Source organism: Pseudomonas sp. LB3P93, from assembly GCF_054898025.1.
The window spans coordinates 4,033,548-4,060,249 of record NZ_CM142713.1 but is presented as its reverse complement, the minus strand read 5'-3'; the positions used below and the strand labels follow the sequence as shown (position 1 = coordinate 4,060,249).

Here is a 26,702-nt window from a genome sequence, read left to right as displayed (position 1 = left end):
CAAAAAAAACAGCTCCGTTAGGTTGAAGGCCTCTCCTCAGGAAGGAGAGTTCTTAAATCAACGGAGTGATAAAAATGAACCAACCACAGACTCAACCTCAACTTCGACACGGTCGTGTCACATTCCCTTCCAGCCGCGGTGCGGTGGCCGTAGAACAGGGGCTGCTGGGTAACTGGCAAGTCAACGAAATGGAAGGCGGCAAGAATTTCCCGTCGTTGACGGCCGGGCCATTTCCGGCGCCTTACCAAACCGACAGCGACAGTGTCGCGCCACCCGCCGACGGCTTGATCCTCAGCGGTGGCAAGTCTGATGCCCGTGACTGCATCAACTTCACCAACGAAGAAATGAGCCTCAAACTCGGCCGCCCATTCACCTGGCCTTTGTTGAATGTCGATCCGGGCCAGACCTTCAAGGTCACCTGGGAATACACCGCCCCTCACGTTACCCGTGGCTACAGCTGGTTCATCACCAAGGATGGCTGGAACCCGAAACAGCGCATCAGCCGTGCGCAACTGGAGCCGAAATCGTTCTTCGACGACTTCTATACCCAGGTCCCGTACTACAGCCATTCCGCCGAGATGAAGGCCAAGGTCAACCACGAAGTGAAATTGCCGGGTAACAAAAAAGGCCATCACGTGATTGTGCTGATGTGGATCGTGGCCAACACCGGCAACGCCTTTTACCAAGCGTTCGACGTGGACTTCAAATAGGCCAGCGGTATCAAACTCCACACGTTCAAGGAATAGAACATGTCAACTTTCGACTTTACGTTACTGAAATCGCCACTCGCCGACGCGGCGTCATTGATGCCGAGCATTGCCGGCAAAAAGATCCTCATGGGCTTCTGGCACAACTGGCCCGCCGGGCCGAGCGACGGTTACCAGCGCGGCCAGTTCGGCAACATTGCGCTGCAGGATGTGCCCAAGGATTACAACGTGGTGGCCGTGGCCTTCATGAAGGGCAACGGTATCCCGACCTTCAAGCCGTACAACCTGTCTGATGCTGAGTTCCGTCGTCAGGTCGGCGTGCTGAACAGCCAGGGCAGGGCGGTGCTGATTTCCCTCGGTGGCGCCGATGCGCACATCGAGTTGCACAAAGGCAACGAACTGCCACTGGCCAATGAAATCATCCGTCTGGTGGAAACCTACGGCTTCGATGGGCTGGACATCGATCTTGAACAGAGTGCGATTGATTTCGCCGACAACAAAACTGTCCTGCCTGCCGCACTGAAACGGGTCAAAGACCATTACGCCGGTGAAGGCAAACACTTCATCATCAGCATGGCGCCGGAGTTTCCGTACCTGACCACTGGCGGCAAATACGTCGGCTACCTCCAGGCCCTGGAAGGTTATTACGACTTCATCGCGCCGCAGTATTACAACCAGGGCGGTGACGGAATCTGGGTGCAGGAAACCAATAACGGTAACGGCGCGTGGATTGCCCAGAACAACGACGCGCTGAAAGAGGACTTCCTCTTTTACCTGACCGAAAGTCTGGTGAGCGGAGCTCGTGGGTTCACCAAAATTCCTGCGGACAAGTTCGTGATCGGCCTGCCCGCCAACGTCGACGCGGCGGCCACCGGTTACGTGATCAACCCTGCGGCAGTGGTGAATGCCTTCAAGCGTCTCGACGCCAAGGGGCTTTCGATCAAGGGCCTGATGACCTGGTCGGTGAACTGGGACAATGGAGTCAACAAAGACCATGTGCCTTACAACTGGGAGTTCAGCCGTCGTTACGGGCCGTTGATCAATGGCAAGCAGCTCTCTTTCCACGAAGAAAGCAGCGCGATGCCTGACGTCGCCAGCCTGCAGTAAAAAGAAGCCCGGCAGAGATGCCGGGCTTTTTCGTTTTCGCCTACCATGGGGATCTTCTGACGAAAAAAGGATGCGTTGTGATGGCGAACACAGCCGAACGGGTCAACATCATTGAGTCCCAGGTGTTGTCCCACGACTGGTACCTGCTGAAGAAAATCACCTTCGACTATCAGCGTAATAACGGCGACTGGCAGCGCCAGACCCGCGAGGTGTACGACCGTGGCAATGGCGTCGCGATTCTGCTGTTCAACCGCGAGAAAAGAACCGTGGTGCTGACGCGTCAGTTTCGGCTACCGGTGTTCGTCAATGGCCACGATGGTTTGCTGATCGAAGTGGCGGCGGGGCTGCTCGAAGGTGCGGCACCTGAAGAACGCATTCGCGCCGAAGCGGAAGAAGAAACTGGTTATCGCGTTCACCACGTGCAAAAGGTGTTCGAGGCCTACATGAGCCCGGGCTCGGTCACCGAAAAACTGCATTTCTTCATCGCAGAATATGACGCCGCGTCGAAAGTCAGCGAGGGCGGTGGGCTGGAAGAAGAGACCGAAGAACTGGAAGTGCTGGAGTGGACATTCGACGAGGCGCTCGAGGCGTTTTATCGCGGGGAGATCTGCGATGCGAAGACCATCATGCTGCTGCAGTATGCGGCGATGAAAAATATCTTCATCTGAACGACACCTACCCCCTGTAGCAGCTGCCTCGCGGTGCTCGACAGCTGCTACAGGTGTTTTGGTCAGTCAGAATAGATCGCCCGTTCTGAAGGCCCCTGACCACTCGCAACCCTCCAGAGTCAGCAACCGTTCCTTCGCCTCAAGCCCGCCGGCAAACCCGGTGAGTTTCCCGGACGCCCCGATCACCCGGTGGCACGGCGCAATAATCGAGATCGGGTTCTTGCCATTCGCCGCGCCCACCGCCCGGACGGCGCTCGGATTGCCAATCTGCTCGGCAATCTCGCTGTAACTGCGCGTTTCGCCAAAAGGAATGGTCAGCAGCGCCTGCCACACCTTCTTCTGAAAGTCCGTCCCGGCAAAATCCAGTTCCAGCTCGAAGTGATTTCGCGTGCCGGCAAAGTATTCCTGCAGCTGCTGAGCGGCGCGTATGAGGATCGGGTTATCCGGTGCTTCGCTCATCGGGCCAAGCCGAACCCGGTTCGGTTTGTCGTTTTCCCAGAGGATGGCCGCCAGTCTTGAATCTTTCGCGACCAGCTTCAGCTCGCCGACCGGAGACGCCATGGTGGTGAAGGTGTAGGTCATGCCGGCGAACTCCGCAGAAGGGCTGAACAGAGGCCAAGCATACTGCCTCGACGAGGAGGCGCAATACGCAATCCCAGCCATACTGCCTACTGCTATTGAAACGCTTTCTCCGTTTTTAAACAGAGCCTAAAAACAAAAAGAGACCGACTCATGAAGTTCGAACCTTTTGCCAAATCGCTGATTGCGACCTCGTTGGCGCTCAGCTGCCTCAGTGCCTACGCGGCCTCCGTAGCCCCGGTCGCGGCCGAAAACGGCATGGTCGTCACGGCCCAGCATCTGGCCTCCCATGTGGGCGTCGATGTGCTCAAGAACGGTGGCAACGCCGTCGATGCCGCTGTCGCGGTGGGTTATGCGCTGGCGGTGGTCTATCCCGCTGCGGGTAACCTGGGTGGCGGTGGTTTCATGACCGTTCAGCTGGCGGACGGACGCAAGACCTTCCTCGATTTCCGCGAAAAAGCCCCCCTTGCCGCCACCGCCAACATGTACCTCGACAAAGAGGGCAATGTGGTGCCGGACCTGAGCACCCGTGGCCACCTGGCCGTTGGTGTGCCCGGTACGGTGTCCGGCATGGAACTGGCCCTGAAGAAATACGGCACCAAGCCCCGCAAGGAAGTCATCGCCCCGGCCATCAAACTCGCCGAAGACGGTTTTGTGCTGGAGCAGGGCGATGTCGAACTGCTGGAGTACGCCACCGACGTGTTCAAGAAGGACATCAAGGATTCCGGCTCGATCTTCCTGAGCAACGGCGAACCGATGCAGGTCGGGCAAAAACTGGTGCAGAAGGATCTGGCGAAAACCCTGCGGGAAATTTCCGAGAAGGGCGAAGACGGTTTCTACAAAGGCTGGGTGGCCGACGCCATCGTCACCTCCAGCCAGGCCAACAAGGGCATCATTACCCAGGCCGACCTCGACAAATACAAGACCCGTGAACTGGCGCCGATCGAGTGCGACTACCGGGGTTATCACGTGGTGTCGGCACCACCGCCAAGCTCCGGTGGCGTGGTGATCTGCGAGATCATGAACATCCTCGACGGCTACCCGATGAAAGACCTGGGCTACCGTTCGGCTCAAGGCATGCATTACCAGATCGAGGCGATGCGCCACGCCTATGTGGACCGCAACAGCTACCTCGGCGACCCGGACTTCGTGAAAAACCCGATCGCCCACCTGCTGGACAAAAACTACGCGACTAAAATCCGCGCCGCGATTGATCCGAAAAAGGCCGCTGTATCCAGTGAACTCAAGCCCGGCGTAGCGCCCCATGAAGGCAGCAACACCACGCATTACTCCATCGTCGACAAATGGGGCAACGCGGTGTCGGTGACCTACACCCTCAACGACTGGTTCGGTGCCGGGGTCATGGCCAGCAAAACCGGGGTCATCCTCAACGATGAAATGGACGACTTCACCTCGAAAATCGGCGTGCCCAACATGTACGGCCTGGTGCAAGGCGAAGCCAACGCCATCGCTCCCGGCAAGGCACCGCTGTCGTCCATGAGCCCGACCATCGTCACCAAGGACGGCAAAGTGGTCATGGTCGTCGGCACCCCCGGCGGCAGTCGCATCATCACCGCGACCTTGCTGACCATCCTCAACGTGATCGACTACGGCATGAACATCCAGGAGGCGGTCGATGCACCGCGTTTCCACCAGCAATGGCTGCCGGAAGAAACCAACCTGGAGACCTTCACCACCAGTCCGGACACGGTGAAGATGCTCGAAAGCTGGGGGCACAAGTTTGCCGGGCCGCAGGATGCCAACCATGTGGCGGCGATTCTGGTGGGCGCGCCTTCACTGGAAGGCAAACCGGTGGGCAAGAACCGCTTCTACGGGGCCAATGACCCGCGCAGGAATACCGGGTTGTCGCTTGGTTACTGAGTTGTAACACCATGGCCACCCTCAATCTGCGAGGGTGGCCCTACCGACCTGTAGCAGCTGCCGAGCAACGCGAGGCTGCGTTCGGCGGCGAAGCCGTCGTGGAACTTCGCTCACCGAACGCAGCCTCGCGCTGCTCGACAGCTGCTACAACGATTGAGGGTCATTCGTCAGGCTTGGTGACGATGTTATCCGCCTCATCAACCTGATACGGCACATGCGCTTCCACGCCATCCTTGCCGGTATGCGCCACGACATTCTTGTAGCGCTTGCCGTTCCAGCAACGGAAAATCAGCGTCGCATTTTCGCCTCCGGTCAGCGTCGAACCCAGGCTGCCAATGAGCTTGCTGCTAGCGCCGCCCACCAGGATGCTGTTCTTGCCCGCCGTCAAAACGCTTTTATCGCCGCCCATCAACGTGCAGTCGTCACCTGCCGTCAGCTTGCTGCGATCACCCGCCGTGAGGTGGCTGTTGCTGCCCGCCAGCAGTTTGCTGCGATCGCCGGCGATTTGGGTGCTGTCTTTACCGGCGATCAACTTACTGCGGTCGCCAGCAGTCTGGATGCTGCCCGCGCCCGCGATGAGTGTGCTGCGATAACCGGCGGTCTGTGAACTGTCCTTGCCAGCGATCAACATGCTTTTGTGCCCGGCAATTTGCGTACTGTCAGGGCCGGCGATCAGTGAGCTTTGATGGCTGGCGATCTGGTTGCTGCCGTATCCGGCGGTCAACGTGCTGTGCATGCCGGAGGTGAGGCTGCTGCCGTAACCAGCGGTCAAGACACTGCGCAATCCACTGATCAGCGTGCTGCCGTATCCGGCCGTGAGAAAGCTGCGGATGCCGCTGGTCAGGCTGCTGCCGTAGCCAGCGATCAACGAACTGTCCTGCCCCGCGGTCTCGGTGCTGCCATAGCCGGCCGTCAGGGTGCTGTTTTCCTGAGCGGTGAGGGTGCTGCCGTAACCCGCCGTCAACGTACTGTCGTAACCGGCGGTTTGCGTGCTGCCGTAACCGGCGATCAGCGAACTTTCGTAGCCGGCGGTTTCGGTACTGCCGTAGCCGGCGGTGAGGGAGCTGTTTTCCTGAGCGGTGAGTGTGCTGCCATAACCTGCCGTCAGCGTGCTCTCGTAGCCTGCTGTTTGCGTGCTGCCGTAGCCAGCGATCAGCGAACTGTTGCTGCCGGCGGTTTCGGTACTGCCGTAGCCGGCGGTAAGGACACTGCTTTCCCGAGCCGTCTGGGTACTGCCATAGCCAGCGGTCAGGGTGCTTTTGTATCCGGCCGTTTGGGTGCTGCCGTAGCCCGCGGTCAGTGAGCTATTTTCCCGGGCGGTGAGGGTGCTGCCGTAACCTGCCGTCAGCGTGCTGTCGTGGCCGGCGGTTTGCGTGCTGCCGTAGCCGGCGATCAACGAGCTATCGCCGCCCGCTGTAGCGGTACTGCCATAACCTGCGGTCAGGACACTGCTTTCCCGCGCAGTTTGCGTGCTGCCATAACCGGCGGTCAGGTGGCTTTCATATCCCGCCGTCTGGGTACTGCCGTAGCCGGCGATCAGAGAACTCTCATGCCCGGCGGTTTCCGTGGTGCCGTAACCCGCCGTGAGGGAACTGCCGTCCTGCGCGGTGAGGGTGCTGCCATAGCCCGCGGTCAGACTGCTGTCATAACCGGCGGTCTGAGTGCTGCCGTATCCGGCAATCAACGAGCTGTCGCCACCGGCAGTTTCGGTACTGCCGTAGCCAGCGGTGAGGGAGCTGCTTTCCTGGGCGGTGAGGGTGCTGCCATATCCCGCCGTCAGGCTGCTTTCATAGCCGGCAGTCTGGGTCGTGCCGTAACCGGCGATCAGGGAACTGGCGTATCCGGCGGTTCCGGTGCTGCCGTAGCCTGCCGTCAGAGAGCTGCTCTCTTGGGCGGTCTGAGTGCTGCCATAGCCGGCAGTTAAAGTGCTCTCATAACCGGCTGTCTGCGTGCTGCCATAACCGGCGATCAGCGAACTGTCGTGCCCGGCCGTTGCGGTGCTGCCATAGCCTGCCGTGAGAGAGCTGCTCTCCTGCGCGGTCTGGGTGGTGCCATACCCGGCGGTTAGGGTGCTTTCATGGCCGGCTGTCTGCGTACTGCCGTAACCGGCAATCAACGTACTGTCCGAACCGGCCGTTGCGGTGCTGCCGTAACCCGCCGTGAGTGAGCTATTCTCCTGCGCTGTTTGGGTACTGCCATAGCCAGCGGTCAAAGTGCTCTCATGGCCAGCAGTTTGGGTGCTGCCGTAACCGGCGATCAAGGAACTTTCCGGTCCCGCCGTGCCGGTGCTGCCATAGCCGGCGGTGAGGGCGCTGCTGTCCTGGGCGGTTTGGGTGGTGCCATAACCCGCCGTCAACGTGCTGTCCTGTCCCGCCGTTTGCGTGCTGCCGTAACCGGCAATCAAGGCGCTTTCTGATCCAGCAGTTTCGGTGCTGCCGTAGCCAGCGGTAAGGGCGCTGCCATCCTGGGCGGTTTGCGTACTGCCATAGCCGGCAGTCAGCGAGCTGTCATTTCCCGCCGTTTCGGTACTGCCGTAACCCGCAATGAGCGTGCTGCCGTCCTGAGCGGTCTGGGTGCTGCCGTAATCGGCGGTCAACGTGCTTTTCTGTCCGGCAGTTTGCGTGCTGCCATACCCGGCGATCAGCGAACTTTCATCGCCGGCCATTTCCGTGCTGCCATAACCGGCGGTCAGTGAGCTGCTGTCGGCGGCCGTCAAGGTGCTGCCGTAGCCGGCAATCAATGAGCTCTGGCCGCCGGCCGTTTCCGTACTGCCGTAACCCGCCAGCAGATAACTTTGATGCCCTCCGGTGAGCGTACTGCCGTAAACAGCCGTTTCGAATGTTTGCGAGGCGTCGGTTTTAGCGCCGATGCCAGGAGGACTGTAACCCTGTGTTCGCCGACTTTCGAATTCGCGGCTGGAAGTTTTGTTGGGTGATTCAAGTGCAGTGTCGATTGAAGTAATGTTCGATGCTGGATAGTTTTCGATGTGCGCTGCAATGTAATGGATCGAACTTTCTTGCGTGCCGGTGTGAACAACTTCCGCTTCCGGGAACTTGATCATGCCGCTTTCTTCAAGTTTTATAATGTGCTCAATATTAACTTCGCACACGATCCATCTGGCGTCGGCTCGCAAACTCAGTTGCGTAGAGGAGCCTTCTCCCCACAATAAACCGACCAGGCCGTTCTCGAGTTTTCTGCTGGGCTTCCAGTGCTTGCACACCATCAGGCCAGCCTCCGGCCAGACCTGGCCGGCATGGTCCGACATGTCGTTGGCGCAAGTGCGCAAGACAAGGACTTTATTGTCACTCATATCATGTGTTCTCAATGGATGTAACGGCATCAGCGGGAATCAGGATTGTAAGCGCCCATAACATTCCAAAAGAACGATCCGGTATTACTTACACGTCACTGGCTGAAATCCATTAAGAGCCAGCGGCAAAGCCGCAGTCCTGTCATTAAACAGGTCGCAGTCCCTGGCGAAACTTCTCGATATCGAAGATTCACCCTAAAGCAATGGGTCAGGTCTGGCCACACTTATTGTTGTTCGGGAGTGTTTAATGTTGCTCGTTACAATAGATCAAATAATGTCGTCATAGTTGATGTGCTTTAATGAATTTTCAATTCAGCGTAGCGGCGTTGGGGCGGGCCTTGCCCGACTGGACAAATTCGCTGATAAGCAACGATTTCAAGCTATTCCATCGTGGGTGTTTTGCGGCATTATCGACGGTACGCACTCTTCGCTCGGCCCCAGGGAGCAGGTGGCGTACCCCTTAATCTGAAGGACTACTTTAAGGCCTGAGCCCATGACCACTGCACTGCTGATCATCGACGTCCAGCACGCCTTGTGCGCTGGCGAGTACGAATGCTTTGAGATCAAACGCGTCATCGAGAACATCAACGCTCTCAGTGCCAAGGCTCGCGATGCTGAAACTCCAGTCATCTTCATCCAGCACGAGGAGGGTGACCTGCTCAAGCACGATTCCAAAGGCTGGCAACTGGCGGACGGGCTGGAGACATCACTCCAGGACCTGCGCATACGCAAAACCACACCGGACTCTTTCTATCAGACCGATCTGCGCCAACTGCTGCAAAAGCGCGACGTTGATCGCCTGATCATATGCGGTCTACAAACCGACTATTGCGTTAACGCTACTGTTCGCCAGGCACACTCGTTGGGTTACGACGTAGTGCTCGCTGCCGACGCCCATTCAACTGTCGACAACGGCAACATGCGTGCCGATGACATCATCGCAGAACACAATAAGGACTTGGAGCGCCTGTCCGGTTCGGTGGCCCGGATCGATGTCATCCCGACCAGCGAAATACGCGTTTAAGCAGCGAAAATATCGATCAGCTCATTCAGGAACGCGCTCACCAAATCACGCTGACGCGCCGAATGCCGAACCGCCGCATGAAAACCGACCTCATAACGCAGCAGCTCGGGATTCAGCGGATGCAACTGCCCCAGTTGTTCATGCTTCGCCGCATAGTGCTGCGGCAGAAAGCCCAGATGCTGGCCCGACAGAATGAGCAACGCGGCACCGTCCATGCTGTCGGTGAGCACGCTCAGGCGTTCGATCGAGGTGGGCGCGGGCATTTCCGGCAAGGGGTGGCTGGGCCAGACCCAATCGAAATCGCTGACGTCCTCCCGGGTCAGCTCGCCCACTTGCTCAAACAGCGGATGAGCAGGGGCGCAGTAGGCGATCTGGGTTTCCTGGAACAAGGGGAAGTAATCGATGTTGGGCAAGCGGTGCCAGAAGTAACCGATCGCCAGATCGATATGGCTATTGATGATTTTCTCTTCCAACAATGACGACGACAGTTCCGTGAAGTGGAAATACAGGCCTTCATGGCGGGATCGCAAACGCGCGATGGCCAGGGCGATTTTCTTGTTGGCAACGGGGTCGATCTGACCGAGCAGCCCGATGTTGATATTGCCGGACACCTTGCGATTGATGTGCTGGACTTCAACCCGGAAGCCTTCTGCCGCCGCCAGCAATCGGCGCGCCGCCTCGACAAACTGGCCGCCCTTGGGCGTCACCGAAAATCCACCGCGCCCTCGCTCGCACAGGCGAAATCCCACCCGCGCTTCCAGCGTCGCCAATTGCGCACTGATGGTGGGCTGCGTGGTGTTGAGCGCGGTTTGCGCGGCCGAGATGCCGCCCGCCTCAACGACGGTCAGAAATACCCGGATCAAGCGCAGATCCAGCTCCGATACAGTGCCCAGCATGGGTGTCCCTCAATGTTCACTCACATAGACGCCGATCTATGTAAACAGTGTGCCTGCGATATTTTACAGCCCTGACCCAGGCCCTACATTGCAATGAAACCGGCGCTTTGCCCATAAAAACAACAATCAACTGCATAGGAACAATCGTATGTCAGGGTCTCCTCATTCTGCGCACGCCATCGAGGCGAGTGGCGGGTTGGCCATCGAAGGCCACTCGATCGATTACATTCCGCAAAACGAACGTCACGCCAAGCTCAGCAGCCAGGGGCCTTTCTGGTTTTTGGGCAACTTCCACTTCTTCACCATCTCCATCGGTTTTGTCGGCCCGAGCCTCGGATTGTCGGCGCTGTGGACGATGGTGGCCGGTGCGCTCGGGATCATGTTCGGCACCATTTTCATGGCCTTCCACGGCTCGCAAGGTCCGGAAATGGGCCTTCCGCAAATGATCCAGTCCCGTGCCCAGTTCGGCTATCGCGGCGTGATCCTGGCGTTGATGGCGACCATGTTTGTGTTCGTCGGCTTCAACGTGGTGAACATCTCGCTGATCATGAACGGCCTGGAGCATGTCTTCGGCATCGACCCGACCATCGTCGCGATTGCCGTGGTGCTGATCGGCGCGTTGCTGTCGATCTACGGTCACGACCTGATGCACAAAGCCTTCAAGTGGGCGTTGTTGGCAACCTTGCCGTTGTATGCGCTGGTCACCATTGCACTGATGTTCGGTGCAGGCCAGGAAGGCGTCACACCGGCGACCGATCTGGGCTTCAGTTGGGTTGCGTTCGCCACGCTGTTTGCCATCGGCGCGAGCTATAACATCTCCTATGCGCCGTATGTCTCCGACTATTCCCGGTACCTGCCGAAAAACACCAGCCGGCCGAAACTGATTGCCGCCGTGTTCATCGGCGCATCGTTGTCGGGCAGCTGGATGATCGGCCTCGGCGCCTGGCTCGCGCAGCAGTTGAAAGCGGCGGACGCGCTGGTGGCGCTGAACCAGGTCGGATCGTCGATGATTCCGGGCCTGGGCAATGTGCTGGTCACCGTCTCGGTGGCGGGCTTTCTGCCGATCATCGCGCTCAATACCTACAGCGCCATGCTGACGTTGTTGACGGGCGTCGACTCGATCAAAAAGATCACGCCGACACCCCGCGCCCGAGTGATGTCCATCACCGCGATCAGCCTCATCCTGTTGACCTGCGTACTGTCGATCAAAGGCGATGGCATCGCCCTGTTGAACACCTTCCTCGTGCTGCTGTTGTACTTCCTCGTGCCCTGGACCGCCGTCAATCTGGTCGACTACTTCTTCGTGCGCAAAGGCCGCTACGCCATCCCGCACTTCTTCACGCCGAAGGGCATTTATGGCGCCTGGCAATTTCGCGGAATCGTTTCGTACCTGATCGGTTTTGCCGCGATGGTGCCGTTCTTCTACATCTTCGATGCCGCCGCCGGTAAAGAGGTGTTCGTCGGGCCGCTGGCGCGCATGCTCGAAGGCGTGGACATCGCCTGGCTGGTGGGCCTGGTGGTTTCAGGTCTTACGTATTACCTCCTTAGCCGTTCGATCGACCTTGAATACGAACGCCGGATCATCGACTCGATCTCTGAAAGCGACATAGTTTCCATGGCTCATCAGCCTGCGGAGGAGGGGCGTTGAACAGCGTGAAAAATACTGTGGTCGCCTGCTGCCAGGTGGCACCGAAAATAGGCGATCTTGCTTACAACCGGACGTTGACTGAGCGTGCGATACGCTCAGCGGCGTTGCAGGGTGCTCAAGTGGTGGTGCTGCCCGAATTGGTGCAGAGCGGCTATGTGTTCAACGACCGCAGCGAAGCATTGTCCTTGTCAGAAACAGTTGAAGGACCGACCTTGAACCTGTGGGCGGCACTCGCCCGCGAGCTGAACCTCGTCGTGGTCGGCGGCTTTTGCGAACGGCTGGAGGACGATGAGCTGGCCAACAGTGCGGCAATGATTGATGCCCAAGGCCTGCGTGCCGTGTACCGCAAAGCTCACCTCTGGGATGCTGAAAGCGAAATCTTCAGCGCCGGTAACGACGCGCCGCCGGTGGTCGAAACGGCTCATGGACGGATCGGCATGCTGATTTGCTATGACCTGGAATTCCCGGAGTGGGTGCGACTCCCGGCACTGGCCGGCGCTGACCTTCTTTGCGCGCCGGTCAACTGGCCCGATGGACCACGGCCACCTACCGAACGTCCGGCGGAAGTGGTGCGCGTTCAGGCCAATGCGTCGGTCAACCGGATGTTCATTGCCGCGTGTGACCGGCATGGGCATGAACGCGGGGTTGGTTGGGTGCAAGGTTCGGTGATCGTCGATGCCGATGGTTACCCGTTGGTCGGGCCGGCGGAGCAGGGAGGCGAGCAGATTTTGTTGGCGACACTTAACCTCGCCGAGGCACGGAACAAGCGGATTAGTGCGCGTAATGATTTGCACCGGGATCGGCGGCAGGGGTTGTATGGATGTGTCGAGGAGTGAAGCGGTAGTCCGCTCCTGTTTCGGTTACTAGATGCCGTGGTGGGAAAGGGGCAAGACAAATCCATGTCTGCAAACATGGCGGGAATAAATTGAGAATCGCATCATGAGACTGCCTGTTTTTACCATGCATCAGACCCAACAGCGGTATATCACTCGGCTAGTCCTTAAGCGAGGGTTAGCCTGTTGAGCGACCGCAATTGGTCGATTTTTACCTGTTGCGAAGGGCAGGAAACGGCCAAAAGCGGACTGATAATTCGCGCCGGAGACATGCAACCGGGAGAACTTTCGCTGGCGGGAGCTGCTGTGTATCATCAGGGCGGGCTGATGCTGCCTGCCGCTCGCTTCCGAAAGGATAGGTGAAAGCATTTCTTCTCTTCCCAAATCCTGTCGCATCTCTTGAGAGTCGAGGTTTGGCAACGCGAGCACCAGAATGCCTCGGCTACAGGAGGAACGATGTTTTCAATCGAACAAGCCAAGCAGATGGCCAAGAGGCTGCGTGCCTCGCTAGAGTCGCGCAATCAAGCAGTGACTCACTCCACGGCTCTAGAAACGGTAGCGCACCAGCTGGGCTACAAGGACTGGAACACAGCGTCAGCCATGCTTCCCCTGGAAGATACCCAACCCGCGATTACATTCGACAAAGCAATCCCGATTTTGCGGATGTTTGACGAAACCAAGGCGCGTGAGTTCTATCTTGATTTTCTAGGTTTTAGCGTCGAATTCGAGCATCGGTTCGAAGCTGATCTACCGCTGTATCTGGGGATAAACCGAAACGGTTTGCAGCTCCATCTTTCTGAACATCATGGCGATGCGAGCCCGGGATCGACGATATTTGTTCCGATGCAAAATATCGAACTGCTGCGGGACGAGTTACAGGGCAAACGCTACGGAAATGGACGCCCGGCTATTGTTCAGCAGGACTGGGGCAAAGTTCTTGAAGTCTATGACCCATTCGGCAATCGAATCCGGTTCTGCCAAAGCTGATCCTGGTTTGCGGGCTGGGGAGACCCAGTCCGCATTGGGTCGTTTGAGACCTGTCACAACCGGCTGCTATGGGTCGGATACCAACGGTCTGGCCTAGACCGTCGCAGTGAATGGTCAGACTTCTGTTTGCTCTGCCATTTCCAGAGCATCATCAACCTCGATGCCCAAGTACCTGACAGTGCTTTCGAGCTTTGTATGACCCAGCAAGAGTTGGACTGCTCTTAAGTTCTTTGTACTTCGATAGATCAGCGATGCCTTGGTTCTCCGTGGCGTGTGAGTACCGTACATGGTTGGGTCAAGGCCTTCCCGTCACAACAGACCCGAAATGGCCCAAAGCTCTCATCGTAAATCAACAAAAGGAGTGCATGGTTTTCGCTGTTTTCAGCGTCGCGCAGACAGCTGTTGCGGCGCCAAAAATGCATCGTGGAAATAGTTACGAAACGCCTGCATCGCCGGGCTGAATTCGCGCTCGCGATGCCACGCCAGTCCGACACTCATCGGCGTCACTTTGTCGGTGACTGTCAGGGTTTCGATGCGTTTTCCTTCCAGTGACCAGGGGCGGTGCACCAAGTCCGAGAGGATTGCCACGCCGCTGCCATTGGCGACCATGCTGCGCACCGCTTCGACCGAACTGGTACGCAATCGCACGTTTGGCTGCTGATTCGCATGTTCCCAGTAGCGCATGGCGCTTTGTTCGGCTTCGTCGACGGTCAGCAGGATGTAGGGTTCTTTCGCGACGTCGGCGAGGCTGACCGCCGAGCGTTCGCGCAACGGATGGTGGCTGGGCAGCCATAATCGCCGTTCGGAGTTGAAGAGAATCTCTGAAACGATGTCCGGGTGCGTGAGGTTGGCGGTGAGCACCACGGCCATATCAAAACGACCTTCCAACAAGCCTTGTTCAATCGATTGCCGTTCCTGTTCATGGACTTCAATGGCCACGTCCGGATGCCAGTGTTCCAGGCGCTGCAAATGGTGCGGCAGGAAATAACCGATCACCGTGTAGCTCGCCGCCAAGTGCAACACGCCACTGGCGCGGATGTCCGGCAACGGGCTGTTCAACGCATCATCGACGCTGCGCAAAATCACGTAGGCCCGATTCAAAAAGTGCCGCCCGGCGTCGGTCAGGCTCATGCCCTGGGCCGAGCGCTGGAACAACAGCGTGCCGAGGATGCCTTCCAGTTCCTTGATCGCCGTGGTCACCGCTGACTGGGAAATATTCAGATGAATCGCGGCTTGAGAGATTTGCCCGATCTCTGCGGTGGCGACGAAATAACGGACTTGGCGCAGGGTCAGGGACATGAGCACTCCGGGTAACGAGGTATCTGTTTTTCAGAAGATGCCCTATCTGATAATAGATCTTCCCAAGGGGTTAACAGGAATTTAACTTGACCTGCATGAAGTCACAAGCGTCGGGAGCAAGCGTCATGCAGGCAGTAGATTTCAACTCGGACATGGGCGAAGGCTTTGGCCCCTGGACCATCGGCGATGGCGTCGACAATGAGCTGATGGGCTTTATCAGCTCGGCCAACATCGCCACCGGTTTTCATGCCGGCGACCCCAGCACCATGCGTCGCACCGTTGAGCAGGCCAAGTGCCTGGGCGTGGCCATCGGCGCGCATCCGGGGTTTCGCGACCTGGTTGGTTTTGGTCGTCGGCACATCAATGCGCCGGCCCAGGAACTGGTCGACGACATGCTCTATCAGTTGGGCGCCTTGCGTGAACTCGCCCGGGTTCAAGGCGTGGCCCTGCAACACATCAAACCCCACGGCGCGCTCTACATGCACCTGGCCCGAGACGAAGAGGCCGCGCGTTTGCTGGTGGAGAGCCTCCAACGTCTGGAACCGGAGTTGCTGCTGTATTGCATGCCCGATTCGGTGATCTGGCGGGTTGCCACGGAACTCGGCCAACCGGTGATCCGCGAGTTCTACGCCGACCGCGAATACGACCTCAGCGGCTCCATCGTCTTCACCCGCAACGTGCGGGCTTACGACCCGGGCCACGTCGCCGAGCGAGTGCTGCGTGCTTGCCAACAAGGCGTGGTGCGCACCGTCGAGGGCGAAGACCTGGCGATTGAATTCGATTCCATCTGTTTGCACAGCGACACGCCGGGTGCCTTGGCGTTGGTCGAAGCCACGCGTCATGCACTTGATGGCGCGGGCATAGAGGTCCGAGCACCGCGCTGAGACTGAACGAAAACACCTGGCACACAGACGCCAGGGTATGCCCACCGATTCACCTTTTGCCTGCCTTTCTACAACTATTCCAAGAGGAACAGACATGGCCGAACACACTGTAATCACCCCGTTGCCGGGGACCTTCTACCGCAAAGCTACCCCGGAATCGGCGAACTTCGTCGAGGTTGGCGCGCAGGTCAGCGCCGATACGGTGATTGGCCTTATCGAGGTCATGAAGCAGTTCTCCGAACTGACCGCCGGGACGGCCGGTCGCCTCAGTGCCTTTTTGGTAGAAGACGGTGATCCGGTGGAGCCGGGTCAAGTCGTCGCAACACTCGACGACGAGTGAGGGCGCGATCATGACCCACGCCATTCATAAATTGCTGATCGCCAACCGTGGCGAGATCGCCGTGCGGATTATCCGCGCTGCCAAGGAACTGGGCATTCCCACCGTTGCCGCGTGCAGCGAGGCGGACGTCGATTCCCAGGCTGCGCGCATGGCCGATGAGGTGCACATTCTCGGCCCGGCCCGTGCCGACAAAAGTTACCTGAACGTCGAGGCCTTGCTCGGCGCCTTGAAAGCCACGGGCGCCAACGCAGTGCATCCCGGTTACGGCTTTCTGTCGGAGAACGCCGATTTCGCCGAAGCAGTGGTGGCTGCCGGCGCCATTTTCGTCGGCCCGAGCGCGGAGACGATCCGGCGCATGGGCGATAAGGCCGAGGCGCGTCGCACGGCGCAAGCCGCTGGCGTGCCGGTGGTGCCGGGTTCGCCGGGTGAACTGTTTGACGTTGAATCGGCGCTCAAGGCTGCCGAATCCGTTGGCTTCCCGCTGCTGATCAAAGCTTCAGCCGGTGGCGGCGGGCGCGGTATTCGGCTGGCGGAAAACGCCGAGCAACTGAGCGAAGAATTCCCCCGTTCCCAGCGCGAAGCCCAAGCGGCGTTTGGCAATGGCGCAGTGTACCTGGAGCGGTTTATCAGCCGGGCCCGGCATATTGAAGTGCAGGTGCTGGGCGACGGTCAGCACGCCGTGCATTTGTTTGAGCGCGAGTGTTCGCTGCAACGGCGCCGGCAGAAAATCTTCGAAGAAGCGCCGTCGCCAGTCCTCAGCCAGCAGCAACGGGATACGCTGTGCGCCAGCGCCGTGCGCCTGACCGAATCTCTGGGCTACAAGGGCGCCGGCACTCTGGAATATCTGTATGACGATGCTACCGGTGAGTTCTTCTTTATCGAGATGAACACGCGGATTCAGGTGGAGCACCCGGTCAGCGAACTGATCACGGGCATCGACCTGGTCCAGGCCATGTTGCGCATCGCTGGTGGCGAGCCGCTGGGCTTCAAGCAAAGCGACATCCGACTCAACGGCGCCGCCCTGCAGATGCGCCTGAACGCTGAAGACCCGGCGCGGGATTTCTTCCCGAGTCCAGGCCTGGTCGAGGAACTGATCTGGCCGAATGGCGAGGGCATTCGCGTCGATACGCATCTGTATCAAGGCTACCGCGTGCCGCCGTACTATGACTCGCTGCTGGCCAAACTGATTGTTCACGGTGCGGATCGCGCCGAAGCCCTGGCCCGAGCGCGAATGGCGGTGGCGCACACCACGCTCACCGGCATGGCCAACACCTTGGCGTTGCACGGTGAATTGCTGAAACAACCGTGGCTACACAGCGCCAACTTTCACACCGGCACCCTGGAAACCTGGCTGGCCGAGCGCCGTAGCGGAGGTGAAGCATGAGTACTCCCATCCGGTACAGCTTTGGCGCCGATGAGCATTTGTTTGCCGAAGTCAGCGACAGCATGTCCCTGGACGCGTTCTTCAAAGGCCTGGCCGTCACCCGCGCCGTGGAACGGCTGGCGCTGGATGGCGTGCTCGATATCTGCCTGGCCAACGCGTCATTCCAGATTCGTTTCGACCCGGATCGCATTGCCCCTCACACCTTGCTCGAAGCGGTAAAAATCGCCGAGGCCGGGGCCGTCGCCGAGCGCACGTTGCACACGCGGATCATCGAAATTCCCGTGCTCTACAACGACCCCTGGACCCACGAAACCCTGATGCGTTTTCGCGACCGCCATCAAGACCCGAGCGCCACGGACCTGGAATACGCCGCACGAATCAACGGCCTGGCCGACGTCGATGCATTCATCGCGGCCCACAGTGGCGCGCCGTGGTTTGTCTCGATGGTCGGCTTCGTTGCCGGGTTGCCATTCATGTTCCAGATGGTCGAGCGCGAGCGTCAGTTGCAGGTGCCCAAGTACCTGCGCCCGCGCACCGACACACCGAAATTGACCCTTGGTCACGGCGGTTGCTTTGGTTGCATTTACTCAGTGCGCGGCGCCGGCGGCTATCAGATGTTTGGCGTCACGCCCGCGCCGATCTACGACCCGCAACAGAACCTCGCGTACCTGAAAGAACACATGGTGTTTTTCCGTCCAGGCGACATCGTGCAGTTCAAACCGATGGACCGTGAAGCCTACGACCACGCGGTGGCCGAAGTGGAAGCCGGTTGCTTTGATCTGCGGATTCGGCCGGTGGAGTTTTCGCTGGACGCGTTCCTTGCCGATCCCGTTGGCTATCCCAAGTCGTTGCAGGAGGTGTTGGCATGATCAAGGTCCTCAAACCCGGCCTCGCCACTACGGTACAAGACCTGGGCCGTGAAGGGTATTACCACTTGGGCATTCCTCCGTCCGGCGCGCTTGATCAATACGCCTTGAGCGCGGCCAATCAATTGGTCGGCAACCCGGCAGGTTTGGCGGCGCTGGAATGCACGCTGCTCGGGCCTGAGTTGGAGTTTCAGCAGGATGCATTGGTGGCGGTCAGCGGCGCGCACATGACGCCACGGGTCGATGGTGTGGAAATGCACCACGACACCGCGTTCACCGTGAAGGCCGGGCAAGTGCTGCGCTTTGACTTTCCCAAGGCTGGTGCCCGCGCTTATGTGGCGGTGGCCGGCGGCATTGATGTGCCGGTGGTGCTCGGCAGTCGCTCCACCTATGCGCTGGGCGCGCTCGGCGTTTTTCAGGGGCGACGCCTGATTGCAGGCGACGAATTGCCGGTGGGCATCGCCAGTGGCAAGAGCCGCGCCGGGGCCAGTTTGCCCATGGCGTTACGGCAATCATTGGGTGGCGAAATCACCCTGCGGGTGGTGCCCGGTTTGTACTACCACCGCTTGACCGAATCGGCGGCGAAGAGCTTTTTCGCCGAGCCGTGGACGGTCGGTTCGGAAGCCGACCGCATCGGCTATCGCTTCAAGGGCGGCAGCGCGCTGAGCTTTCAGCCCCGGGAGCAGCCGTTCGGCGCCGGTTCCGATCCGTCGAACATCGTCGACAGTTGCTACCCGATCGGCTCGATCCAAGTACCCGCCGGGCTCGAACCCATCGTGCTGCACCGTGATGCGGTGTCCGGTGGCGGCTACGCGATGATTGGCACGGTGATCAGCGCCGACCTCGATTTGATCGGCCAGATGCAACCCAACCAGAAGGCCCGCTTTGTCGCGGTAACCCTCGAAGAGGCGCTGGAAGCGCGACGTTCCTATAAGAAAAAACTCAGCTGCCTGAGCAAGCTGTTCCCTTCCTGATTCTGCCCGCCGTCTAGCGCGGGCCATGCCAAACGGTACGCCAGCGCCGCACTTCGGTGCGGTGACGGCTGCCCGCGCTTCAACCTTTGACTGGTTTTGGAGTTCACGCATATGGCCGCTTTATCGCAATCAAGTCAAACCGGGCAAGACCCGGCGCATCATCCTGTTCCCACCGAAGCGCGCATGGGTCGACTGTCCCTGACCATGGCCTGGTGGGCGGTGTGCAGTGCGATGTTTTACATCGTGGTGGGTGCTTCATTGGCGTTGTCGTTCGGTGCGCGCAATGCGCTGATTGGCATGGTCCTGTCGGTGATCAGTTATGGACTGGTCAACAGCGTGCTCAGCCGCTTTGCGATTCGCAGCGGTTTGTCGGTGGCGTTGTTTTCACGGCTGTTGTTCGGCAGCACCGGGGCGTGCCTGGCGACGTTGATTTTCTTCTCGACCGCGATCTATTACGCGGTGTTCGAGGGTTCGGTGATCGCCGTCGCGCTCAATCACCTGTACCCGGACCTGGTCTATCCGCTGGCGGCATTGGTGGTGGTGCTCTACAGCGTGCCGATGATCCTGGGCAGCGTGCAGCACTGGCTGGACAAGCTCAACGGCGTGTTGTTACCGGTGTACCTCGGTGGTTTGCTGGTGGCGGTGGGGCTATCGATCAGCCGTTATGGCTACCAGCCGCAATGGCTGGATTTCGGCCCGGCAACGCCGAGTGCATTCGGCTGGTGGGATTGTTTTGTCGCCTACATGGGCGTCTGGGTGTTGATGCTGTTCACCTTCGACTATGCGCGTTTCGGCAAGCCTGAAGATGCCGAGTACCACGGTCGCTGGAACTTCGGCATGCCGTTCTACGCGGTGACGTTTCTGCTCAATGGCGCGGCGGGCATTTACCTGGTCAGCAGCATTCCCCACGAAGGTGCGCTGAACGAAGTCTCGGTGGTGATGGCGATTTTGCAGTTGATGGGCCTGTGGGGATTGCTGTTTGTCTGGGCCACGCAAACCCGGATCAACACCGCCAACTATTACTTGGCGACCCTGAACATGCAGGCGTTCTTTGGTCGATTTGGCCTTCGCGGTTCGTACCTGGTGTGGGCAGTGGCGGTGGGGGTGATCGTCTACGGCTTGATGCTCGCAGACGTGTTTTCCTACATCCTCAAGGCGTTGGCCTATCAGGGGATTTTCGTGGTGGCCTGGGTGGGCGTGGCGTTGGCGCAGATTGTCTACGGACGATGTGACGTGGCAGCGCTCGAACGGGTGGCCGCGTTTAACCCGGTGGGCTTGACGGCCTGGTTTGGCGCCACCGCATTGGGTCTTGCGTTGATGTTTTCCGGCGGCGGACTGAGCAGCTTTTCCGCGCCATCTACCGTGATAGTTGCATTTGCCTTGCAAGCAGGCTTATCCCATCGAAGCCGGTTGAAGTTACGGTTGGCAGAGTAGAGTTTTGCAGTCACTCATCCCGTACCCGCCTGCTCTAACAAAGTGGAGCGGGCAATGGGAAGCTCATTTCGAATTCGCTGATGGGTTGCCAGTGACTGCTTCTGGCCGTTCTCCGCCAGTCTCCACCAAGATACCCGCTACAACAGCATCATGCCGCGTTGGCCGGATGCAATCGCAAACGCATGACATTCCCTCACCGGAGTTTTCCGGTGCTTCTTGCAGAGAGGTTCATATGTATAGAGCGTTGGTTGTAGACGATCATCCGTTTATTCGGGCGACGGTGAAGGTACTGCTGGAGTATGAGCAATTTCAAGTCGTCGCCGAGGCTGACAATGGCGCCGATGCGGTGCAACTGGCTCGCCAGCATCACCCGCAACTGATCCTGCTGGATATCGCCATGCCCTGTCTGGATGGACTGGAAGTCATCAACCGGATCGGCGCGCTGAGGCTATCGAGCAAGATTCTGGTATTGACCGCCCAGTCCGCCGCCTTTTATGCCATGCGCTGCATGAAGGCGGGCGCTGCCGGTTATATCTCGAAAACCGAAGATTTTAGCGAATTGAGCAAAGCGATCAAAGCGCTCATGGCGGGTTATACGTTCTTTCCCAACCTGGTGGGCAATTCCGTACGCCGGGTTGATATCGATTCCACTGAGCTTGAGTTGATCCGCGGCCTATCCGACCGAGAGCTGACGATTTTGCAGCAACTTTCCCAAGGCCTGAGTAACAAGGAAATCGGCGATGCCATGTTGTTAAGCAACAAGACCGTCAGTACCTATAAAACTCGCCTGATCGAAAAACTCAACGTGAAATCGGTGGTTTATCTGGCCGACTTCGCCAAGCGTAATAATCTTATATAAATGAGCGTGGTGTTCTTGTAACTGGCAAGGTACCACGGCACAAAAAGTGCGGGCGGTCACTCAGAAAACGTACCGGTTACAAGTGTGGGTTCTACTCGGAGGATGATATTGCAGGCTGTCAACTTTGGGCCGAATGTTGTCTGTCGTAAAGGGCGCCTATCGACCCAGAGCGGACGATCACATTCGACTGTTACCAGCAGCTTAGCCAAACAATTGATGAGTTTTCTTTCATTCAACGAGCACTAAAGCCCAAAGCAGCAGGGCCGATACATCTGTCCGTATAACCTTCAAAAACCCTCAGTAAGGATACCCACGTGGGCGTTTCGCAAGCGGCAATCGCACTCCGAACTTCGCAGATCGACTTCAATCCTCAGCAGGTGGTGTCTGATCTGTTCAACAAGCGCGCTGAGGTGCTCGATCAATGCCCCCCGCGCTTCGACACTCGCCAGACTAATGAGGTGGCTGTTGAGCAATACGGCGATATCTGGGTGATCAGCAGCGACGCGCTGACTATGCCGTTGCTGGAAAATCCTCACTATAACGCCAGCGAATTGCATCGAACTCTGGGCTCGCCAGCAATGATCATCCCGTTCTGCCAATACGACTCCGGAGGCACCTACGGCTACGCGTTCATCGAGAACGGAGTTCTGACGCGATCACGACTGCATTCATGCGATAGCCCGGTGCAGCAATTCGGGCCCTTGAAACCGTTTGAAGAACGCTGGGCATCAGCTGAATTTTACCTTGAGGAAGATGATTGCCCTGAGGATGAGCGGCAAAAGATCTACTATCTGGGAGATCGCGAGGTGGAAGTGCCGGAGTTTGGGTTAAGCAACCGTTTGAGTTATGAAGCGTTGAGCGAATACCTCGGAATTTGCCCGTGGGACAATGCCCTCAAGCCGCGTATCTGGTACCTGCGCCTTCATGACCTGCCACTGCCGCACAAGCCATGGTGGAAATTCTGGTAGGCGGCAACGCGATAAAATCATTCGACGGTTCTTCACTGTTGTTTCCTGATGCCGAATGTCTGCTTCTGGCCGATCTCGGCCTGTCGCGACGGGCAGCAAGCAGCCATAGAGGACATCAAGGCAGTACGAAGTTGTGGTGTTTACCGTTTATTCTTAATCGAACAACAAGCCGATAAGATTCCAGCCTACCCCTATCGTAAAAATTAGAAGAATGAGTACAGACGTAAGCGTTATCGACTCATGGGGCATGGCGGTAGCTCCATAAAATAGCAAAGTACTATGAGCGGCGAACTTGGGCGTGGGTATTTAATTACCTATTTAATGCATATGCCTTGGGAGTGCCGCTGACCCGGTTGAAGCAGCTTTACTCTCTCGATTAAGGTGCTAATTAACTTTCAGCAAACTTTATGCCAAACGTTAAGAGCCTATAAGTCCTGCCGGTGTAACCAATTTTTGGACTTATTTCTATATAGGATTGGGGTAAATAAAGCCCGTTTATGGGGATGTTTCCTCTGAACTGGGGAGACATTTTCAAGTTGGTTTCGGAGGCGCCAAACCTGTACTGACCGTTAGAATCTCTGGACCGAATGCTGCCGGTCGCGAATGGCTGGAATCGATAGCTGCCGCATACAGGCAGCTATCGACCCATTGAGATTTCCGCCCAGGAACGCAACCTGCGAAGCTGCGAGCAGCCCTTCAAGCAATTCCTGAGCAGGCCAGCGGCGTTGCGGTCACGTCAGCGAGGTGCCGAGACCGCCACGGTCACCGTCGCCGGTGTCGACACCGCGCCCTTGGTATCGCTGGCTTGATAGGTAAAGCTGGCGACGAACGACGTGGCGATTGTGGGCGGTGGTGTGTAGATCACACGTACGCCGTCGGTGCTGACCGTGACCGTGCCCTTGCCAGCGCTCGGTTGCGTCAGACCCACCACTTTAAGTGGCACATTACCGTCAGGGTCGGTGTCGTTGGCCAGGACATTGATGGTCAGCGGTTTGCCGTCTCTGCTGGTGGCGCTGTCGGGTTTGGCGACCGGTTTTTTGTTTTCGCCTTCGCCCGTGCGGAAGGTCGGCAGCGCTGCAGAGTTCACATAGGTGACGCCGTCCCAGCCGGGCAGGGGCGTTGGCATCAACTGGAACTGGCCGGGCCTCTCGATGTCCCACCGCAGCAGCATCGAAGTGTCCTCATGCTGGGTGTTGTGGCAGTGCTCCATGTAGGTCCCGGCGAACTCGCGGAAGCGAATGGCTATTTCCACGTCCACCGAACTGTCGATGCCTTCGCCAATGCGATAAACGTCCTTGCGTGCCCATTTTTCCCATTCCGGCGGCGCCTTGCCGTCGCGGTTGAGGACGATGCCTTCTTCGAAATGCACATGTATCGGGTGGGTCCAGCCGTTGCCGCCGTTCTTGATTTTCCAGACTTCGAGGGTGCCGTCGCCGGAGAACCCGGCATCCGTCGGACCGTTGGCCAGTTGCGGCGCGGCGCTGATTCGCCGTGCGTCCATCTGGAGGCCAAAACCACCGTCGGTCTTGATGGTCCAGGGTTCTTCGTCGGTGCCATCGGAGCGACCGAAGATGAACTCGCGATGCCGCGCCAGTTTGAGTTTGGCCTGCACCGTCGGATCGTCACGGTTGAGAGTCAGCGGAATCATGATTTTACCCGCCGCCTTGCCCGGTTTGGCTGGCTCGTACTCGGCAGGGTTCATGCTCACATCCGTGCCGCTGTAAGGCTGAACCACCAATTGCATGAATTTGCCCACAACCGGGTCGCCACCGTCCCATTCCAGACCTTTGCTACCCAGCTTGAGCACCGCTTTGTACTTCCCGGACAGTACGTCGGCCAGGCTCACCGGTTCTATCTCCGGACCCCTGCCGCCCTGGTGCACCATCAGGTTGACGAAGTACAGCTTGTCGCCGGTCTTGATCCCGTTCTTCGCGAAGTTGACGATGATGTCGTAACGCTCGGCGATGCCCTGGGTCGGCAGGATAGCGTTGTGGTCCTGCAAGTCGCCATCGCCATCCATGTCCATGCTTCCGTCGAACGGCACGGCGTGTTCCATGAGGTTGCCGTCGTTGCCGATCAGGTGGAATGGCACGCGGGCATAGGACACACCGGAACCTGCCGGCCCCGGAAATTCGCCACTGTTGCCGGCGATTTCACGCACCAGCGCCATCCTGAAGTAGCGCGACACCGAGCCGTTGAGTATGCGGAAACGATAGCTGCGCGCGCGCACGTTCAGGCGCGGCTGGTACTGCCAGTTGACCAGGATCTGATCGCCGAGGAAGCCGTCGGTGTTGAACGGGTTGAACCACAGCTGGCCGTTCTTATCCCAGGCCTTGTCAGCCACCATGAGGTTGACGTCATAGTCGCGGTTGCCCCAGGGCAGCGCCGAACCGCTGGGCAGGCGCAGGTTGACGCCGTCCTCGACCGCCTCGTTGCCACGATCCAGGGCGCTGTAGTAGTTCATCATCACCGCGTTGCCCTTGTAGACATTCTGCGCGGTGAAATCGAGCATGTGGTCGTGGAACCAGTGAGTGCTCATGGTTTCGCGCCAGTCGCCGCGGATCTTGATGGTGCCGTTGTTGCAGGTCTTCAGGCCCGGGGTGGTGTCGTTGACGAACAAGGTTTCGCCCGGGGCGCAGGGGAACGCCGCGCGAGGATCTTCAGCCTTGGTGTTGATGGTGTCGTAGCCTGCCAGTTGCATTGGCCAGCGATAGTCGTAGTACTGCCCCGGAAAGAAAAACGCATTGGTATAGCCATCGCTTTCGGCCGGGTTGTGGCCGTTGTGTTCGTGGGTGCTGAGGGTGTGCAGGCCGAAACCCATGTTTGCGGCAGGGTCGATCGGCAGGGCGTTGTAGTGACGCATCAGCACCGGTTGGCCGTAGCGCACCATCAGCAGTTTTGTAGGAAAGGTGCCGTCGAAGGTCCAAAGCGCTTTGTGGTTCTGAATCGGCATTTTGGGGTGAAAACGGGTGTCGATGCCTTTGGTGGTGCCCGTGGTGGTCGGGATGTCCGAGGTCTGGTAGTAGAGACCGCCAGGCCCGAACTCACCGACGGCGTAGTTGTGCATTTGTCGGCGGTCGCGCATGCCGCCGTTGAGTTTGGCGCCCGCTTGCACGGTTTTGAAGGCGACCTGCGGGTAGAACTCGTTCCAGCGTTGATGGGACCAGCCTTTTCCTGGCGGACGACCTTCGGCCGGCGAACCTACCGGATGGCGGTTGAGGAAGGCTTCAATCTGCGATTTCCAGGGGTTGCGATCCAGCACGTTGGAGTATTGCGACGGAAACGGGTAAAGCCCGGGCTGGCGCATGAAGGCTTCCAGTGCCGCGCTCGACGGGCCGCTGCGAGCGATGTTGTCCGGGTCCTGCTGTGGCGCCGGGCCGGCAAGGGGCACCGGGAATGTCAGTGTCGGCGCGGGCAGGGTCGGGTCGAGTTTTTCCGTGCCGAATTCCTCCAGCAGCAGCAGTTGCTGGGTGAAGGGTTGCGCCCCGAACAACGGGCTGGGTTTGCCGTTGGTGGGGACTTTGAACGAGGTTTGCAGGCTCGGCGGCAGCGCGTTGCCCGCGCGCGGGGTGTTGCGGTCACCGTACGCGCCGTTGGGCAGGGCAATCGCGCCCTGGTTGGTCGACGGCATTGTTTTCAAGGCTTCCAGTGCTGCCGCAGGGTCGGCGGGCGGATTGGTATACGCCGAGGGGTCCGTCGGTGGCGGCTGGCTGACATCGTCGAGCGGCACGGCATTGGCGGTGTTGAGGGAAAGGAGCATCGCGCAGGGCAGGCTTGATCTGCGCAGAAAGTAGACGGAATTGCAGGGTGGTTTTGCGCGTTTCATTTTTTCAGCCCTCGCGTGATGCCCCGCCGTCTCCATGTTCGGGACGACAGCTAATGCGGGTACAAGGGGTCCAGCAACAATTGAGCCACTACAGCAGGCCGAAGGAAAAGTTCAACTTCATTGACCGGCGGCTCAAAGTGTGACAAATGATCAAAGAATAGGATGGGGGGTTATTCCTATTATTGGGTGAAAACCCCCGTTGTCGGTGGGTGTAGTTCCCCACTTGTG

At 58.6% G+C, this 26,702-nt stretch carries 19 protein-coding genes and 3 pseudogenes; 16 read left to right on the top strand and 6 right to left on the bottom strand.

Annotation, left to right across the window (positions count from 1 at the left end; translation table 11 throughout):
• Nucleotides 1-74: 74 nt before the first annotated feature.
• From ACYZT8_RS18400 to ACYZT8_RS18390, 3 genes and pseudogenes are all read left to right on the top strand, one after another.
• Nucleotides 75-710 (top strand): lytic polysaccharide monooxygenase auxiliary activity family 9 protein, encoded by a 636-nt coding sequence (locus tag ACYZT8_RS18400; RefSeq protein WP_461974844.1) that lies wholly within the window; start codon nucleotides 75-77, stop codon nucleotides 708-710.
• A gap of 39 nt (nucleotides 711-749) precedes the next feature.
• Nucleotides 750-1,751 (top strand): annotated as a pseudogene (locus ACYZT8_RS18395) (chitinase); the annotation flags it as partial.
• 143 nt (nucleotides 1,752-1,894) lie between these two features.
• Nucleotides 1,895-2,482: an NUDIX domain-containing protein gene (locus ACYZT8_RS18390; RefSeq protein WP_461974842.1), complete on the top strand. Its 588-nt coding sequence runs from the start codon at nucleotides 1,895-1,897 to the stop codon at nucleotides 2,480-2,482.
• A gap of 66 nt (nucleotides 2,483-2,548) precedes the next feature.
• Here ACYZT8_RS18390 and ACYZT8_RS18385 read toward each other — a convergent pair whose 3' ends face one another.
• Nucleotides 2,549-3,064, bottom strand: a complete 516-nt coding sequence (locus ACYZT8_RS18385; protein WP_461974840.1) for a methylated-DNA--[protein]-cysteine S-methyltransferase — start codon at nucleotides 3,062-3,064, stop codon at nucleotides 2,549-2,551.
• 150 nt (nucleotides 3,065-3,214) lie between these two features.
• Between ACYZT8_RS18385 and ggt the strand changes: the two genes are divergently transcribed.
• On the top strand, nucleotides 3,215-4,942 hold the full coding sequence (ggt, locus tag ACYZT8_RS18380) for a gamma-glutamyltransferase (protein ID WP_461974838.1): 1,728 nt from the start codon (nucleotides 3,215-3,217) through the stop codon (nucleotides 4,940-4,942).
• Between the two features lie 160 nt (nucleotides 4,943-5,102).
• On the opposite strand, the pseudogene ACYZT8_RS18375 reads toward ggt, so the two are convergent.
• Nucleotides 5,103-7,775, bottom strand: a pseudogene (locus ACYZT8_RS18375) (beta strand repeat-containing protein); the annotation flags it as partial.
• A 970-nt stretch (nucleotides 7,776-8,745) separates the two neighbouring features.
• On the opposite strand from ACYZT8_RS18375, the gene ACYZT8_RS18370 reads away from it, so the two are divergent.
• Nucleotides 8,746-9,276 (top strand): cysteine hydrolase family protein, encoded by a 531-nt coding sequence (locus tag ACYZT8_RS18370; protein ID WP_461974836.1) that lies wholly within the window; start codon nucleotides 8,746-8,748, stop codon nucleotides 9,274-9,276.
• Here the strand turns inward: ACYZT8_RS18370 and ACYZT8_RS18365 are convergent.
• Nucleotides 9,273-10,172 carry a LysR family transcriptional regulator gene (locus ACYZT8_RS18365; RefSeq protein ID WP_461974835.1) on the bottom strand — a complete coding sequence of 300 codons (900 nt, stop codon included), beginning with the start codon at nucleotides 10,170-10,172 and terminating at the stop codon, nucleotides 9,273-9,275. The genes ACYZT8_RS18370 and ACYZT8_RS18365 overlap by 4 nt on opposite strands.
• A 148-nt stretch (nucleotides 10,173-10,320) precedes the next feature.
• On the opposite strand from ACYZT8_RS18365, the gene ACYZT8_RS18360 reads away from it, so the two are divergent.
• The 3 genes from ACYZT8_RS18360 (at nucleotide 10,321) to ACYZT8_RS18350 (ending at nucleotide 13,640) form a co-directional block, all read left to right on the top strand.
• Entirely contained in the window at nucleotides 10,321-11,820 is a 1,500-nt protein-coding gene (locus ACYZT8_RS18360) for a purine-cytosine permease family protein (protein ID WP_461974833.1), read from the top strand.
• On the top strand, nucleotides 11,817-12,656 hold the full coding sequence (locus ACYZT8_RS18355) for a nitrilase family protein (protein ID WP_461974831.1): 840 nt from the start codon (nucleotides 11,817-11,819) through the stop codon (nucleotides 12,654-12,656). Before ACYZT8_RS18360 ends, ACYZT8_RS18355 begins: the two co-directional genes overlap by 4 nt.
• Nucleotides 12,657-13,109: 453 nt before the next feature.
• Nucleotides 13,110-13,640, top strand: a complete 531-nt coding sequence (locus tag ACYZT8_RS18350) for a glyoxalase superfamily protein (protein WP_461974829.1) — start codon at nucleotides 13,110-13,112, stop codon at nucleotides 13,638-13,640.
• A 114-nt stretch (nucleotides 13,641-13,754) separates the two neighbouring features.
• Here the strand turns inward: ACYZT8_RS18350 and ACYZT8_RS18345 are convergent.
• Nucleotides 13,755-13,943, bottom strand: a pseudogene (locus tag ACYZT8_RS18345) (hypothetical protein); the annotation flags it as partial.
• Nucleotides 13,944-14,021: 78 nt separating this feature from the next.
• Nucleotides 14,022-14,939 (bottom strand): LysR family transcriptional regulator, encoded by a 918-nt coding sequence (locus tag ACYZT8_RS18340; RefSeq protein ID WP_461974828.1) that lies wholly within the window; start codon nucleotides 14,937-14,939, stop codon nucleotides 14,022-14,024.
• Nucleotides 14,940-15,064: 125 nt separating this feature from the next.
• On the opposite strand from ACYZT8_RS18340, the gene ACYZT8_RS18335 reads away from it, so the two are divergent.
• From ACYZT8_RS18335 to ACYZT8_RS18300, 8 genes are all read left to right on the top strand, one after another.
• Complete coding sequence (locus tag ACYZT8_RS18335; RefSeq protein WP_461974826.1) at nucleotides 15,065-15,823, top strand: 5-oxoprolinase subunit PxpA; 759 nt, start codon at nucleotides 15,065-15,067, stop codon at nucleotides 15,821-15,823.
• 94 nt (nucleotides 15,824-15,917) lie between these two features.
• Nucleotides 15,918-16,163, top strand: a complete 246-nt coding sequence (locus ACYZT8_RS18330; protein WP_095079351.1) for an acetyl-CoA carboxylase — start codon at nucleotides 15,918-15,920, stop codon at nucleotides 16,161-16,163.
• Nucleotides 16,164-16,173: 10 nt separating this feature from the next.
• Nucleotides 16,174-17,547 (top strand): acetyl-CoA carboxylase biotin carboxylase subunit, encoded by a 1,374-nt coding sequence (locus tag ACYZT8_RS18325; protein WP_461974824.1) that lies wholly within the window; start codon nucleotides 16,174-16,176, stop codon nucleotides 17,545-17,547.
• A complete protein-coding gene (locus ACYZT8_RS18320) occupies nucleotides 17,544-18,416 on the top strand; it encodes a 5-oxoprolinase subunit B family protein (RefSeq protein WP_201188123.1) in 873 nt (290 codons plus the stop codon). Before ACYZT8_RS18325 ends, ACYZT8_RS18320 begins: the two co-directional genes overlap by 4 nt.
• Nucleotides 18,413-19,387, top strand: coding sequence for a 5-oxoprolinase subunit C family protein (locus tag ACYZT8_RS18315; protein WP_461974821.1), 975 nt, complete (start codon nucleotides 18,413-18,415; stop codon nucleotides 19,385-19,387). The genes ACYZT8_RS18320 and ACYZT8_RS18315 overlap by 4 nt, the downstream gene beginning before the upstream one ends.
• Nucleotides 19,388-19,498: 111 nt before the next feature.
• The gene (locus ACYZT8_RS18310; protein ID WP_461974819.1) at nucleotides 19,499-20,821 is read left to right on the top strand and encodes a purine-cytosine permease family protein; all 1,323 of its coding nucleotides are present in this window, start codon (nucleotides 19,499-19,501) and stop codon (nucleotides 20,819-20,821) included.
• Nucleotides 20,822-21,053: 232 nt separating this feature from the next.
• Nucleotides 21,054-21,680, top strand: a complete 627-nt coding sequence (locus ACYZT8_RS18305) for a response regulator (RefSeq protein WP_461982543.1) — start codon at nucleotides 21,054-21,056, stop codon at nucleotides 21,678-21,680.
• Between the two features lie 314 nt (nucleotides 21,681-21,994).
• Nucleotides 21,995-22,648 carry a hypothetical protein gene (locus ACYZT8_RS18300; protein WP_461974817.1) on the top strand — a complete coding sequence of 218 codons (654 nt, stop codon included), beginning with the start codon at nucleotides 21,995-21,997 and terminating at the stop codon, nucleotides 22,646-22,648.
• 736 nt (nucleotides 22,649-23,384) lie between these two features.
• Here the strand turns inward: ACYZT8_RS18300 and ACYZT8_RS18295 are convergent.
• Nucleotides 23,385-26,408: an Ig-like domain-containing protein gene (locus tag ACYZT8_RS18295; protein WP_461982541.1), complete on the bottom strand. Its 3,024-nt coding sequence runs from the start codon at nucleotides 26,406-26,408 to the stop codon at nucleotides 23,385-23,387.
• Nucleotides 26,409-26,702 lie beyond the last annotated feature (294 nt).

Coding starts and splice junctions, on each gene's coding strand:
- ACYZT8_RS18400 (WP_461974844.1), top strand. CDS start 75: ATGAACCAACCACAGACTCAACCTCAACTTCGACACGGTCGTGTCACA.
- ACYZT8_RS18390 (WP_461974842.1), top strand. CDS start 1,895: ATGGCGAACACAGCCGAACGGGTCAACATCATTGAGTCCCAGGTGTTG.
- ACYZT8_RS18385 (WP_461974840.1), bottom strand. CDS start 3,064: ATGACCTACACCTTCACCACCATGGCGTCTCCGGTCGGCGAGCTGAAG.
- ggt (WP_461974838.1), top strand. CDS start 3,215: ATGAAGTTCGAACCTTTTGCCAAATCGCTGATTGCGACCTCGTTGGCG.
- ACYZT8_RS18370 (WP_461974836.1), top strand. CDS start 8,746: ATGACCACTGCACTGCTGATCATCGACGTCCAGCACGCCTTGTGCGCT.
- ACYZT8_RS18365 (WP_461974835.1), bottom strand. CDS start 10,172: ATGCTGGGCACTGTATCGGAGCTGGATCTGCGCTTGATCCGGGTATTT.
- ACYZT8_RS18360 (WP_461974833.1), top strand. CDS start 10,321: ATGTCAGGGTCTCCTCATTCTGCGCACGCCATCGAGGCGAGTGGCGGG.
- ACYZT8_RS18350 (WP_461974829.1), top strand. CDS start 13,110: ATGTTTTCAATCGAACAAGCCAAGCAGATGGCCAAGAGGCTGCGTGCC.
- ACYZT8_RS18340 (WP_461974828.1), bottom strand. CDS start 14,939: ATGTCCCTGACCCTGCGCCAAGTCCGTTATTTCGTCGCCACCGCAGAG.
- ACYZT8_RS18335 (WP_461974826.1), top strand. CDS start 15,065: ATGCAGGCAGTAGATTTCAACTCGGACATGGGCGAAGGCTTTGGCCCC.
- ACYZT8_RS18330 (WP_095079351.1), top strand. CDS start 15,918: ATGGCCGAACACACTGTAATCACCCCGTTGCCGGGGACCTTCTACCGC.
- ACYZT8_RS18325 (WP_461974824.1), top strand. CDS start 16,174: ATGACCCACGCCATTCATAAATTGCTGATCGCCAACCGTGGCGAGATC.
- ACYZT8_RS18320 (WP_201188123.1), top strand. CDS start 17,544: ATGAGTACTCCCATCCGGTACAGCTTTGGCGCCGATGAGCATTTGTTT.
- ACYZT8_RS18315 (WP_461974821.1), top strand. CDS start 18,413: ATGATCAAGGTCCTCAAACCCGGCCTCGCCACTACGGTACAAGACCTG.
- ACYZT8_RS18310 (WP_461974819.1), top strand. CDS start 19,499: ATGGCCGCTTTATCGCAATCAAGTCAAACCGGGCAAGACCCGGCGCAT.
- ACYZT8_RS18305 (WP_461982543.1), top strand. CDS start 21,054: ATGTATAGAGCGTTGGTTGTAGACGATCATCCGTTTATTCGGGCGACG.
- ACYZT8_RS18295 (WP_461982541.1), bottom strand. CDS start 26,408: ATGCTCCTTTCCCTCAACACCGCCAATGCCGTGCCGCTCGACGATGTC.